Origin of the sequence: Neisseria leonii, assembly GCF_028776105.2 — a bacterium.
Lineage (GTDB): Bacteria > Pseudomonadota > Gammaproteobacteria > Burkholderiales > Neisseriaceae > Neisseria > Neisseria leonii.
On sequence record NZ_CP145606.1, the window covers coordinates 252,748 to 265,044 of the forward strand.

The window sequence follows — 12,297 nt, forward strand, 5'->3', positions numbered from 1 at the left end:
ATTCTGGAATCCGGCGAGACAGTTTGTCAAAAGCGTAAAGCAGCTTATGCGGGCAGGTGTTTGGGGCTGAAACTGTTTTCGTCGGCCATGTCCCAAATCTGGCCGTAGAACGAGCCGCTTTCGCTGCCGTCGAGCAGCGCGCCTTTTTTCAGCAGGTGGTGCTGCTGCGAGAACAGGCGGATGCTGCCGTCGGCCTGGCGGCGCACCAGATGGTAGGCTTTCAGTTCGTCGGGATGTTCCAGTCCCACCGCGCCGACAATATCGGCCACCGCTTTGAGCGTGTTGGCGTGGAAGTTTTTCACCCGCAGGTATTTGTCGGCCACGACCAGCGCGGTTTGGCGTTCGGGGTCTTGTGTCGCCACGCCGGTGGGGCAGCGGTTGGTGTGGCAGGAGCGCGACTGGATGCAGCCGACGGCAAACATAAAGCCGCGTGCGCTGTTGCACCAGTCGGCACCGATGGCAAGCATACGTGCCACATCGAAGCCGCTGATGATTTTGCCGCTGGCACCCACTTTGATTTTTTCGCGTATGCCCGCGCCCACCAGGGTGTTGTGCACCAGAAGCAGGCCGTCTGTCAGCGGCATGCCCAGATGGTCCATAAATTCGGGCGGTGCCGCGCCCGTGCCGCCTTCGGCACCGTCCACGACAATAAAGTCGGGGTAATTGCCGGTGGCGAGCATGGCTTTGACAATCGCCATAAATTCCCACGGCTGGCCGATACACAGTTTGAAGCCGACCGGTTTGCCGCCGGACAGTTCGCGCAGCTGCTGCCAGAACGCCACCAGTTCCAGCGGGGTGGAGAAGGCGGAATGGCCGGCGGGCGAGATGCAGTCCACGTTTTGCGGAATATCGCGTGTGGCGGCGATTTCGGGCGTGATTTTGGCGGCGGGCAGCATACCGCCCTTGCCGGGTTTCGCCCCCTGCGAGATTTTGATTTCAATCATTTTCACGCTGTCGAGTGCGGCGCGTTTGGCGAAGGTTTCCGGATTGAAGCGGCCGTCGTCGGTGCGGCAGCCGAAATAGCCGGTGCCGATTTCCCAGATGAGGTCGCCGCCGTGTTTCAGATGGTAGGGGCTGATGCTGCCCTCGCCGGTATCGTGGGCAAAACCGCCCGCTGCCGCGCCCCGGTTGAGGGCTTCAACGGCGTTGGCCGACAGGCTGCCGAAACTCATAGCGGAAATGTTGAATACCGACAGCGAATAGGGCCGGCTGCAATGTTCGTTGCCGACGGTAATGCGGAAGTGGCTGTCGGACACCTTGCGGCTGTATTGCGATTGGATAAACCATTCGTGGCCTTCGCGGTAGAAGTCGGACAGGGTGCCGAAAGCATCGGTACTGTCTACGTTTTTTGCCCGCTGGTATACCAAAGCGCGCTGCTGGCGCGAGAACGGTACTTTTTCCTGATCGGTTTCCAGAAAATACTGGCGGATTTCGGGGCGGAAGGTTTCAAACAGAAAACGGATATGGCCGGCGATGGGGTAATTGCGCAAAATGGCGTGGCGGGTCTGCATTTTGTCGCGGATACCCAGGGCCACCAGCAGGATGCTGGGGACAAACAGCCACCAGATGCCCGCCATCAGGGCAAAAACGCTTAACACGGCAAAGACAATCAGCAGGCCGTGGCGCGGCATCATCAGAAAACTGTAATTGGCCGAGCTTTCTTTGCTCGGTTTGTCGGTAATCGGTGTGCTCATAAAAACTCCGCTGAAACCGGCTTTGCCGGTTTAATCGTTGGTATTCGGGCCGTCTGAAAACACTGTGGGGACGTTTGGCAGAAGCTGCCGCAGTATATTTTCAGACGGCCTTGCCGGGTGGGATCAATATACCAGAGGCAGTGAGACGGTTTTATTATCCCGTGCGGACAAATAGGCGGCAATCAGCAGTTCGAGCGATTTCAGGCCTTCGCGCCCGTCGGTTACCGGCCCGGCGCGCCCGCGCATCACGTCGATAACATTCTGATAATAGGGTGTGTGGCCGAAACCGTAAACCGATGTGGTGGCGTAATTGGCGGTTTGGATCTGTTCGTCGTAGTCGCGCGTGTCGGCAAACTGCCATTGCTGAATTTCATTGACGGCCACGCCGCCGATGCGCACGCTGCCGGTTTCGCCCAGAATGGTAATCGAACCTTCGAGATTTTTCGGGTAGGTACACATGGTAACCGCCATCGAGCCCAGCGCACCGTTGCGCCAGCGGATATTCATCACGGCGGTGTCTTCGGTTTCGATGTCGCGGTGGGTGGCCGTCATGGCCTGCACGTCCTGTACGGGGCCGATTAACCATTCGGCCAGATCGACGTAATGGCTGGCCTGATTCATCAGCGCGCCGCCGTCAAATTCCCATGTGCCGCGCCAGCCGGCTTGGTCGTAATAGGCCTGAGGGCGTGTCCAGAACACATTCAGGTGCACCATGGAAATTCTGCCGAAGCGTTTTTCGTCTATGGCGCGTTTGAGCAGCTGTAAGGTGGCGTTGAGACGGTTTTGCTTGACGACAAACAGCCGCCTGCCTGCACGGTCGGCGGCTTTGACCATACGTTCGCCATCGTGCAGGCGGGTGGCCATCGGTTTTTCGCTGACCACATGGAAACCGGCTTCCAGCGCGGCCACCGCCTGATCGGGGTGCAGGCCGGAGGGGGTGGTTAAAACGATGATATCGGCATCGGTTTCGTCCAGCATTCGGGCATAGGAGGCATAGCCTTTGGCACCGGTACGCGCTACGGCCTGTTGCAGCGCGGCGGGGTCGGGGTCGCACACGGCCGTCAGTTCGCAGTCGGCCGCCAGAGCTTCGAGCGCGCCGAAATGGTTGGCGGCAATGCGGCCGCAGCCGGCCAGTGCGAATTTGATTTTGCGGTTTTGAACGGTTTCAAACATTTTTTCTCGTTTTCTCAATATCGGAATCAGGCCGTCTGAAAATCACGGCGGCAGTCGGCGGCCGAAACAGAACAGTTACTTGTTGCGGCAGACCGCATGCATTCGGGAAGGTGTTTCGGTTTGCGCTGCTATAAATCCTTCCAAGATAAACCGAGTTCAGCCAAGCGGGTAATTTTTGCTTTGATACGCGCCGTTTCTTCAGGTAGCTTGTCCAGCATGATAGCCCGCGCCTGCTCTTCGGTCAGCTCCCCGCGTATGCGTTCCATTGATATGATTTTGTAGAAATCTTGTGGCTCTGCATCTTCGAGAGAGAAGCTGGCTACAATTTGACGGTAAGAATCACGGCCGATAGCGATTTCTTCGGGGGTGCGGTCAACCACTTTCGGGCGGTCGAATTCTTCAATCATTCGGTTTTTCGTCATGTTTATTTTGATATTCGGGTGGGCGGAGGTCTTTCGCCGCCGTTTTCAGACGGCCTTCCGGTCAGGCTTTGACAATATGGGCGGACGGTTCGCGGAAACGGCCGCGCGTGTCGATTATCAGGCGGGCGTGGCGGTGCAGCAGGTCATAGTCGAAAGTGTCGTGGTCGGTGGCCAGAATCACGCAGTCGAACGAAGCGAGGTTTTCGGCGGTAAACGGTTCGCTTTGCAGGTGGAACGTATGTTCGCGCATTTTCGGGAAAACGGGAACATGCGGGTCGCTGTATGCTACTTTTGCCCCCAAGCCGCGCAGCCGTTCCATAATGTCCACCGACGGGCTTTCGCGCATATCGTCCACGTTTTTTTTGTAGGCAATGCCCAGCACCAAAATACGGGCATCTTTGACCGCCCGCCCCAAATGATTGAGGGCCAGCACGGTTTTGTCCACCACATAGGCGGGCATGGCGGAATTGACTTCGCCCGCCAGCTCGATAAAGCGCGTGTTCACGCCGTATTCGCGGGCTTTCCACGTTAAATAGAACGGATCGATGGGGATACAGTGGCCGCCCAAGCCCGGGCCGGGGTAATAGGGGACGAAGCCGAAAGGCTTGGTGGCGGCTGCGTTGATGACTTCGTGAATGTCGATGCCCATTTTGTCGGCCACGATTTTCATTTCGTTGACCAGACCGATATTGACGGCGCGGTGGATATTTTCCAGCAGTTTCGTCAGTTCGGCCGCGCGGGTGGAGCTGACGGGGACGACTTGGTCGATGGCCGCGCGGTACAGTGCGATACCGGCTTCGAGACAGGCGGGGGTGTGGCCGCCGACCACTTTCGGAATGGTGCGCGTTTCAAAATCGGGGTTGCCCGGGTCTTCGCGTTCGGGCGAGTAAACCAGAAAAATATCCTGCCCCACCCTCAGGCCGCCCGCTTCGATGCGCGGCAGCAGCTCTTCTTCGGTGGTGCCGGGATAGGTAGTCGATTCCAGCGACAGGACTTGTCCCGCACGCAGATACGGTTTGACCGCTTCGGCGGTGTGAATGACGAAACTCATATCCGGTTCGCGGTGTTTGTTCAAGGGCGTGGGAACGCACAAAATCACCGCATCCGCTTCGCCGATGCGCGAAAAATCCGTTGTCGCTTCAAAGCCTGCCGCACGCGCCGCCGCGATTTGTGCCGCGCCGATATGGCCGATATAGCTTTCGCCCCGGTTGAGCTTGGCCGTTTTTTCGCCATCGATGTCGAAGCCCAGTACGCGCAGGCCGACCGCCTGATAGCGCAGCATCAGCGGCAGGCCGACATAGCCCAAGCCGACGATGCCGATAAGGGCTTGGCGGGATTTGATTTTTTCAATAAAGGCAGACAGGGCGGCAGACATAGTAACAACCGTTGGTCAAAACGTCGGATTTTACTCCCGAAACGGCCAAACCGATAGCCCGGGCGATATTTTCGGACGGTGCAGGACAGGCAAAGGCCGTCTGAAAACGGCCAAAGTGCATTTCAGACGGCCTGACGGGCGTTATCGGATTATTTTTTGCAGGAAACGTTCAGAATTTTCGGATTCGCATCCTGAGAGAGCTTGACTTGGCATACGGCGCTGTCCGAACCGGAAATGCGCACGCCGTCGGCGGATTTTTGAATCACCAGCGGCTCTTTCGCGCCCAGAGCCATCGCGGCGCGCGCAATGTTTTCCACTTGGGCGGCAGGCAGACCGGAAGTGTTTTCGGCAATATTCACATCTTTTGCCATCGCCAAAGGACTGGCGGCTGCGGCCGAAATCAGCAAAGCGGCAAAGGTTTTCTTCATTTCACAATCCTTCATCGTGGTGGAGAAACCCGTATGGCGGTACAGCTGCACATTCGGGAGAGGCAGGGTAAAACAAAGTTCCGCTGCTGACAAGTTCGTCCACGCGCTTTTACCCGTTTTGTGGTTTGGTTTACACGTTGCGGACAGAGGCCGTCTGAAAACCGCCATGTCTGTTTTCAGACGGCATCAGGCAGGATACGGCAGAAAGTGGGGATTTTAATTTAAGTTTTATCAAATACTTGTTGTTTTTTCTGCTGAGGCTGCCGCCGAAAGGCTTTACAGCATTGGGCCGGGCGCTATAATACGCACTTTCCTCACCTGCCCAGGTGGCGAAATTGGTAGACGCAGGGGACTCAAAATCCCCCGCCGCAAGGTGTGTCGGTTCGAGTCCGACCCTGGGCACCACATTAAAAAACCGCTTTAATCCGACAGGTTAAAGCGGTTTTGCTTTGGCTGTACCCCATACTTTCGCGGCCGGTTTTGTTCTACATTTTACCGTCTGTTCTACATTTCCCGTTTTTTCCCGCCTCTCCCGGGCAGAAAAACAGCCCTGTTCAGGGCTGTTTTATGGGCGTGACCCAGCGTCCTTTCCGGTTGCGGATATAGTGGAGGTTCATGAACCGGTTGGCATAGCCCAATCATTCCCCGGCTGCCTCGACACCCTGTAACCCGTCTTTATCCGTAGCGGCTTTGGCGCGCAGGTTGCGGAACCGGAAGGCCTGCTTGTCACCTCGGCTTTGTCCCGTACCCGATCCATACCGCCGCGCGGTATGGCGGTATAGACCGCCGATGGTGTATGTCGGAACGGGTTGTACGGTTTTCTGCTGTTTCGGGACAGGAGATGTACCGAATTTTGATGTTTATCGGATTCCGTCATGGCGGTTGCCGGTATGGTTGGCTTGCAGCCCGACCGTCTCGTTGGGCGGTATGGCCGCAGATAAGCGGCTTTTTTCGGCCGCACCATTTAACCTGCGGGCTAATTCGGTTATATTGGCGGGGTTTGCCGCTTGGCGGCGTGCTGTTGACTGAAAACTGAAAGGACAAATAAATATGGCGAATATTTTGCTGGTTCCGGTGTGTGCCCATGTGCGTGTTGCCGAGGCGGCGGCCGAATTGGCGGCCGTACTGCCCGATGCGGCGGTATTTGATGCTTTGGCCGATGAGGCCGAAGCTTTGGCACTGCTCGCGGCGGGTAAAAACGATGATTGGTTTGACGCTTTGGTCGGCCGCGCGTCGGCAGCGGGCGCGGCAAATCTGGTGATTGCGGGCATCACGCCAGATGCGGAAAAAGCCCTGCTGGCGGTGCAGAATACCGGTTTGGCCACTTCGTTTAACGCGCGCGTGGTTTTGCTGGCCGATGCGGCACACAGCGATGCACAACGGTTGCGTTTGGCCAAACAGGCATTTGCCGGTGCCAATGTCGAAGTGGCCGGTGTCATCGGTGCGGATCAGGCGGCAGCCGAAGCGGCGGGCTTGAAATCGTTCGGCCGTACCGGTGCTTTGGAAAATACGGCGGATTTGGCGGCGGCGCAGGAAACCCGCCTGTCGCCCGCGCAGTTCCGTTTCAATATGATTGAAGCGGCGCGCCGTGCGGACAAGCGCATTGTGCTGCCCGAAGGTGCGGAACCGCGCACGGTACAGGCGGCGGCCATCTGCCATGAAAAAGGTTTGGCACGCTGTGTGCTGCTGGCACCGCGCGAAGAAGTGCTGGCGGTGGCGGAGCAAGTGGGCGTTACGCTGCCTGATTCGGTGGAAATCATCGATCCGGCCACGTTGGTCGAACAGTATGTCGCGCCGATGTGCGAACTGCGCAAGAGCAAGGGGCTGACACCGGAGCAGGCGCGCGAACAGTTGCAGGATACGGTGGTACTCGGCACCATGATGATGGCGCAAAACGATGTGGACGGCTTGGTTTCCGGTGCGGTACATACCACGGCCAATACCATCCGTCCCGCCTTGCAGCTGATTAAAACCGCCCCGGGTGCGAGCATGGTATCCAGCGTATTCTTTATGCTGCTTCCGGGGCAGGTGCTGGTGTACGGCGACTGTGCGGTCAATCCCAATCCCACGCCCGAACAGCTGGCCGAAATCGCTATTCAGTCGGCCGATTCGGCCAAAGCCTTCGGCATCGAGCCGCGCGTGGCACTGATTTCGTATTCCACCGGCACATCGGGCGCAGGCCCCGATGTCGACGCGGTGGCCGAAGCGGTGGCACTGGCAAAAGCCAAACGTCCCGATTTGGCGGTAGACGGCCCGCTGCAATACGATGCGGCTACCGTGCCCAGCGTGGCGAAATCGAAAGCGCCGAACAGCCCCGTAGCGGGACAGGCCACCGTCTGCATCTTCCCCGACCTGAATACCGGCAACTGTACCTACAAGGCCGTTCAGCGCAATGCGAATGTATTGAGTGTCGGCCCCATGTTGCAGGGTTTGCGCAAACCGGTAAACGATTTGTCGCGCGGCGCGCTGGTGGAAGATATTGTCTATACCGTCGCCCTGACGGCGATTCAGGCCGCGCAGATGGCTTAATGCCGGCCAATTAAGCAACAAAGGCCGTCTGAAAACGCAAAAACAGCGTTTCAGACGGCCTTTTTGATTTGTCGCTTAAGTAGGTCGGATTCTCGAATCCGACAAAGTGTTGATACCTAACATGCCGGTATGGGGAAAGAGTTAGTCGGATTCGAGAATCCGACCTACGGCTGTTTGATGTTTTGGTACAGCAGATGCTTTGCAGAAACGGCGAAAACGGACGACATCAATTCATCGGACGAAATCAACCCATCTGCGGTCAAAGTAGGTCGGATTCTCGAATCCGACAAAGTGTTTGACACCTAACATGCCGGTATGGGGAAAGAGTTAGCCGGATTCCTGAATCCGGCAAGGTATTGGATTTTTAGCCACAGCAAGGGATAAAAAAACCGCCGTTCGGCAACGGCGGCGGGGCAGGGTGTTTATACCACGGCTTCTTCTTTTTTCTTCTCCGGCTTGGCCAGATTGTCGCGGTTCAGGCCGAACAGCAGCAGCAGCGGGCTGGCTACCAGAACGGAAGAATAAATGCCGAAGACGATGCCGATGGTCAAGGCCAGTGAGAAGCCGTGCAGGGCGGCACCGCCGAAAATCAGCATCGAAAGCACCATGGCTTCGGTTGAACCGTGGGTGATGATGGTGCGGCTCATGGTGGCGGTAATCGCATTGTCGATAACCTGCGGTACGCTGTAATTGCGCATGGCGGGGCGGCGGAAATTTTCGCGGATACGGTCGAACACCACTACCGATTCGTTCACGGAATAACCCAGTACCGCCAGAATGCCGGCCAGAACGGTCAGCGAAAACTCCCACTGGAAGAAAGAGAAAAAGCCCAGAATAATCACCACATCGTGCATATTGGCAATAATCGCCGAGACGGCAAAACGCCATTCAAAGCGCATGGAAAGATAAATAATGATGCCGACAATCACCATACCCAAGGCCATCAGGCCGTTGCTTACCAGTTCTTCGCCTACCTGAGGGCCGATAAATTCGACTTGGCGCAGTTGGACATCGGCCTGATCCTGTTTGAGGATTTCCATCACCTGATTGGACAGTTGGGCGGAAGTTGCACCTTCTTTGTTCGGCAGGCGGATCATGATGTGGCGGTTGGTGCCCAGTGCCTGTACCTGCACATCGCCCAATTGCAGCGTGTTGAGGTTTTCGCGCACTTTATTGACATCGGCCGCCTGCGTGTACTGCACTTCCATTACCGTACCACCGGTAAATTCCACCGAGAAATTCAGGCCTTTGGTGAAGAGGAAAAACACCGACAGAATAAACGTCAGCAGCGAGATGAATGTTGTCAGCCTGCCGTATTTCATAAACGGAATATCGCGCTTGAAGCGGAACAGTTCCATGATTTACTCCCTTTCTTGCGCTGCGGCGGCAGCCGTTTTGATACCGCCGATAGAAATGCCTGTCAGTTTGCGGCGGCGGCCGTACCACAGATTGACAAATGCGCGCGATACCACAACAGACGAGAACATCGAGGTCAGAATGCCCAGACAATGCACTACCGCGAAACCGCGCACAGGGCCGGAGCCGAACACCAACAGGGCAATGCCCGCAATCAGCGAAGTGATATTGGAATCGACAATCGTGTTCCACGCATGGCGGTAGCCCTCGCTGATGGCGACATGGGGCTTGGCACCGGCACGCAGTTCTTCGCGGATGCGCTCGTTAATCAGAACGTTGGAATCGATGGCCATGCCCAGCGTCAGAGCCATGGCGGCGATGCCCGGCAGGGTCAGCGTGGCTTGCAGTGCCGATAAAATGGCGACCAGAAACAGCAGGTTGGCACTGAGCGCAATCACTGAAAACACCCCCATCACGCGGTAGTACAGCACCATAAAGACGGCCACGGCGGCGAAACCCCACAGGGTAGAATCCACACCTTTTTTAATGTTTTCAGCCCCCAGAGACGGACCGATGGTGCGCTCTTCGACAATTTCCATCGGCGCGGCCAGCGAACCGGCACGCAGCAGCAGAGAAGTATCGTTAGCTTCGGCGGCATTCATGCTGCCGGAAATCTGTACGCGCCCGCCGGTAATTTCGCTGCGGATAACCGGGGCGGTCACCACTTCGGCTTTACCCTGATCAATCAGCACCATCGCCATGCGTTTGCCCACATTGTTGCGGGTCAGTTCGGCGAAAATGCTGCCGCCCGCGCTGTCCAGATTGATGCTGACGGCGGGTGCGCCGTTTTCATCGAAGCTCGGCTGCGCATCGTTGATATTGTCGCCTGTCAGTTCCACCTGACGGCTTACCAGATTGGGTTGCGGCCGCTCGCCCGCCGTGTAGAGCAGTTCGTAGCCGGTCGGTGTGTTGCCGCCCAGCGCCTGCTGCATCAGCACGGGATCATCGTTCACCATGCGCACTTCCAGTGTGGCGGTACGGCCGATAATGTCTTTGGCCTTGGCCGTGTCCTGTACCCCGGGCAGCTGTACCACAATGCGGTCGGCACCGGCCTGCTGAATCACAGGCTCGGCCACGCCCAATTCGTTTACGCGGTTGTGCAGAGTTTGGATATTCTGCTCGACCGACTGTTTGCGGATGGCGTTTACCGCCTCCGGCGACAGCGTCAGAATCAGACGGCTGCCGTCTGGAGTCAGCGTGGTTTCGGGCAGCAGGCGCTGCAGCTCGGGCAGGGCGCGGTTGAGGTCTTCCGCGCTTTGGAAAGGAACGGCCACGCTGTCGGCATTCTGCACCACCGCGCCGCTGCGGATATTCAGACGGCGTAATTCGCGGCGGATATCGCCCGCATAGCGTTCAAAACTTTTCTGCAAGGCCGCCTGCATATCGACCTGCATTGTGAAATGCACACCGCCGCGCAAGTCCAAACCCAAAAACATCGGGTTGGCACGGATTTTGCTCATCCATTCGGGGCTGTCGGCAATCAGGTTCAGCGCGGTGATGTAGCCTTCGCCCAGCGTGTTTTCAATCACATCGCGGGCGCGGAGCTGGGTTTCGGCATCGCGCAGGCGTACTTTGAGCGAGCCGTCGGCAACAAACATACCGTTGTCGGCAATGCCTGCCTGTTGCAGGGCGGCGGCGACACGGTTTTCGGTCTGGCTGTCGATCACGATGGACTGGCGGTTGGTGGACACCTGCACGGCAGGCGTTTCGCCGAACAGGTTGGGCAGCGCATAGAGCAGTCCCAAGGCCAGCGTGGCGGCGATCAGCAGGTATTTCCAAAGCGGATAGCGGTTCATATTTAAACCTTTGACAAATAACAACAGCCGCATATTCCATGCGGCTATCGTGAAGGGGCGGATTACTCTTCGTGCTTGGCGGCAACGGCGTTGCGTTCGACTTGGACATCAACGCCGCGCGCGATTTCGACATTGAAAAAACGCTCGCCCACGCGGGTAATGCGGCCGGTAAAGCCCGAGGACAGAATCACACGGTCGCCGACTTTCAATTCTGCCAGCATGGCTTGGTGCGCTTTGAACTTTTTCTGCTGCGGGCGCATAATCAGGAAATAGAAAACCAGCAGAATCAGCACCAGCGGTGCAAACTGCATCAATACGTTCGGTTCAGACATGTCTTGCTTCCGTTCTTGTTGGTTGAAAATGGCCGCCGATTCTGCGGCGGAAACGGTTTATTTTAAAGTGCCGTGCGTATTTTTCCAAGAAATTTCCGCAAATTTTCACTGTACGGCCGTGCGGGCGGCAGGCCTGTCTGAAAGACAGATGTGTGAAGTTTGGTTAAATCCCTTTGAGCCTGCAATATATCAGGCCGTCTGAAAATGGCATGACGGGTGGTCGGATTTTAAAATCCGATTTTTGTTTGATGTCTCATGCCTGTTACCCGACTCATAAGTCCTAAATCTGTCACAAACATGTCATTTACTCGTACTAGACTCAGCCCGATGGATTGAGCCTAGTTTTAAGGAGTAATATTTTGCTGAATATAAAACTTTTTCTATTAAGAACGTATTATTTTTATTTTATATTTGCACTAGTTTGTACATTACAACTAATACCGTTAGTACTTTTAGATTTATCGGTATCCTTTAAAAATATAAAAACACTTGGACTTAGTGAGGGTTTTTACGGTGTACTCATGATTGCTGCAGTTCCACTGAATTTGCTGGCAATATTCGTTTCCTTTGGTCTTTATAATTTTCGGGTTCGCCGCAGTAATCAGTTGATTTATCAACGCGGTGTGCTTGGTAAAGGAAAAATTACCAAAATCCTCACAGGACTTGGTAGTAATGATACCCCATCATATCAATTTCACTATGTGATTTTGCAGGCAGACGGCAAACCGTATCATGCTTCTTTTCGGGTGGTTGACGGGTATATGCTTGATACCCCAAGAGGTAATTTAACGTATCCAACCCAGCAGTTTGTCCGCTATCCGATGGTGGATGAAGAGTTTGAGGTGAAATATATTCCAGGTAATCCTAAGTATTTTGTGATTTTAAATACAGGAGACAGTGAATTTGCCCGTCATATCCGAGTGGAATATCAAAGAGAATTTATTCAGCAACTGGAATTTCGCATCAGTCGTACCAAATATCTCTTAGATGCCGACCCCCACAATCCGGAACGACAAAAGCTTTATCAACAAGCACAACATGATTTACACAATTATCAGCAATTTGGTACAGATCCTGTGCTCACAGAATCCCCGGCAGGCGATATTGTCTTTAAAACGAACCCATAGCCACA

General features: G+C 55.7%; 11 protein-coding genes and 1 tRNA gene. 4 read left to right on the forward strand and 8 right to left on the reverse strand.

Annotated elements, in window-relative coordinates; all coding sequences use genetic code 11:
* Positions 1 to 44: 44 nt before the first annotated feature.
* The 5 genes from ORY85_RS01285 to ORY85_RS01305 form a co-directional block, all read right to left on the reverse strand.
* Positions 45 to 1,694 (reverse strand): FMN-binding glutamate synthase family protein, encoded by a 1,650-nt coding sequence (locus ORY85_RS01285; RefSeq protein ID WP_274572618.1) that lies wholly within the window; start codon positions 1,692 to 1,694, stop codon positions 45 to 47.
* 123 nt (positions 1,695 to 1,817) lie between these two features.
* Positions 1,818 to 2,867 (reverse strand): Gfo/Idh/MocA family protein, encoded by a 1,050-nt coding sequence (locus ORY85_RS01290; RefSeq protein WP_274572619.1) that lies wholly within the window; start codon positions 2,865 to 2,867, stop codon positions 1,818 to 1,820.
* 128 nt (positions 2,868 to 2,995) lie between these two features.
* Entirely contained in the window at positions 2,996 to 3,274 is a 279-nt protein-coding gene (locus ORY85_RS01295) for a hypothetical protein (RefSeq protein ID WP_274572620.1), read from the reverse strand.
* A 76-nt stretch (positions 3,275 to 3,350) separates the two neighbouring features.
* Positions 3,351 to 4,664 carry a nucleotide sugar dehydrogenase gene (locus ORY85_RS01300; protein WP_274572621.1) on the reverse strand — a complete coding sequence of 438 codons (1,314 nt, stop codon included), beginning with the start codon at positions 4,662 to 4,664 and terminating at the stop codon, positions 3,351 to 3,353.
* Positions 4,665 to 4,813: 149 nt separating this feature from the next.
* Positions 4,814 to 5,092 carry a hypothetical protein gene (locus ORY85_RS01305; protein ID WP_274572622.1) on the reverse strand — a complete coding sequence of 93 codons (279 nt, stop codon included), beginning with the start codon at positions 5,090 to 5,092 and terminating at the stop codon, positions 4,814 to 4,816.
* 320 nt (positions 5,093 to 5,412) lie between these two features.
* Here ORY85_RS01305 and ORY85_RS01310 point away from each other — a divergent pair.
* The 3 genes from ORY85_RS01310 to ORY85_RS01320 all read left to right on the forward strand — a co-directional run bounded on the left by ORY85_RS01310 (position 5,413) and on the right by ORY85_RS01320 (position 7,927).
* Positions 5,413 to 5,497 (forward strand) — tRNA-Leu (locus ORY85_RS01310).
* Between the two features lie 645 nt (positions 5,498 to 6,142).
* A complete protein-coding gene (gene pta / locus ORY85_RS01315) occupies positions 6,143 to 7,621 on the forward strand; it encodes a phosphate acetyltransferase (protein WP_274572623.1) in 1,479 nt (492 codons plus the stop codon).
* Positions 7,622 to 7,750: 129 nt separating this feature from the next.
* On the forward strand, positions 7,751 to 7,927 hold the full coding sequence (locus ORY85_RS01320) for a hypothetical protein (protein ID WP_274572624.1): 177 nt from the start codon (positions 7,751 to 7,753) through the stop codon (positions 7,925 to 7,927).
* Between the two features lie 116 nt (positions 7,928 to 8,043).
* On the opposite strand, the gene secF is transcribed toward ORY85_RS01320, so the two are convergent.
* The 3 genes from secF to yajC form a co-directional block, all read right to left on the reverse strand.
* Positions 8,044 to 8,979 (reverse strand): protein translocase subunit SecF, encoded by a 936-nt coding sequence (gene secF / locus ORY85_RS01325; protein ID WP_274572625.1) that lies wholly within the window; start codon positions 8,977 to 8,979, stop codon positions 8,044 to 8,046.
* A 3-nt stretch (positions 8,980 to 8,982) separates the two neighbouring features.
* Positions 8,983 to 10,833: a protein translocase subunit SecD gene (gene secD / locus ORY85_RS01330; protein WP_274572626.1), complete on the reverse strand. Its 1,851-nt coding sequence runs from the start codon at positions 10,831 to 10,833 to the stop codon at positions 8,983 to 8,985.
* A 62-nt stretch (positions 10,834 to 10,895) separates the two neighbouring features.
* The gene (gene yajC, locus ORY85_RS01335) at positions 10,896 to 11,165 is read right to left on the reverse strand and encodes a preprotein translocase subunit YajC (RefSeq protein ID WP_274572627.1); all 270 of its coding nucleotides are present in this window, start codon (positions 11,163 to 11,165) and stop codon (positions 10,896 to 10,898) included.
* A gap of 359 nt (positions 11,166 to 11,524) precedes the next feature.
* Here yajC and ORY85_RS01340 point away from each other — a divergent pair, with 359 nt between their 5' ends.
* Positions 11,525 to 12,292, forward strand: a complete 768-nt coding sequence (locus ORY85_RS01340; protein WP_274572628.1) for a hypothetical protein — start codon at positions 11,525 to 11,527, stop codon at positions 12,290 to 12,292.
* The last annotated feature ends 5 nt before the right edge of the window (positions 12,293 to 12,297 follow it).

Excerpts from the sequence above, each read along its gene's own strand:
- ORY85_RS01285 (WP_274572618.1), bottom strand. The coding sequence starts at position 1,694 with ATGAGCACACCGATTACCGACAAACCGAGCAAAGAAAGCTCGGCCAAT.
- ORY85_RS01290 (WP_274572619.1), bottom strand. The coding sequence starts at position 2,867 with ATGTTTGAAACCGTTCAAAACCGCAAAATCAAATTCGCACTGGCCGGC.
- ORY85_RS01295 (WP_274572620.1), bottom strand. The coding sequence starts at position 3,274 with ATGATTGAAGAATTCGACCGCCCGAAAGTGGTTGACCGCACCCCCGAA.
- ORY85_RS01300 (WP_274572621.1), bottom strand. The coding sequence starts at position 4,664 with ATGTCTGCCGCCCTGTCTGCCTTTATTGAAAAAATCAAATCCCGCCAA.
- ORY85_RS01305 (WP_274572622.1), bottom strand. The coding sequence starts at position 5,092 with ATGAAGAAAACCTTTGCCGCTTTGCTGATTTCGGCCGCAGCCGCCAGT.
- pta (WP_274572623.1), top strand. The coding sequence starts at position 6,143 with ATGGCGAATATTTTGCTGGTTCCGGTGTGTGCCCATGTGCGTGTTGCC.
- ORY85_RS01320 (WP_274572624.1), top strand. The coding sequence starts at position 7,751 with ATGGGGAAAGAGTTAGTCGGATTCGAGAATCCGACCTACGGCTGTTTG.
- secF (WP_274572625.1), bottom strand. The coding sequence starts at position 8,979 with ATGGAACTGTTCCGCTTCAAGCGCGATATTCCGTTTATGAAATACGGC.
- secD (WP_274572626.1), bottom strand. The coding sequence starts at position 10,833 with ATGAACCGCTATCCGCTTTGGAAATACCTGCTGATCGCCGCCACGCTG.
- yajC (WP_274572627.1), bottom strand. The coding sequence starts at position 11,165 with ATGTCTGAACCGAACGTATTGATGCAGTTTGCACCGCTGGTGCTGATT.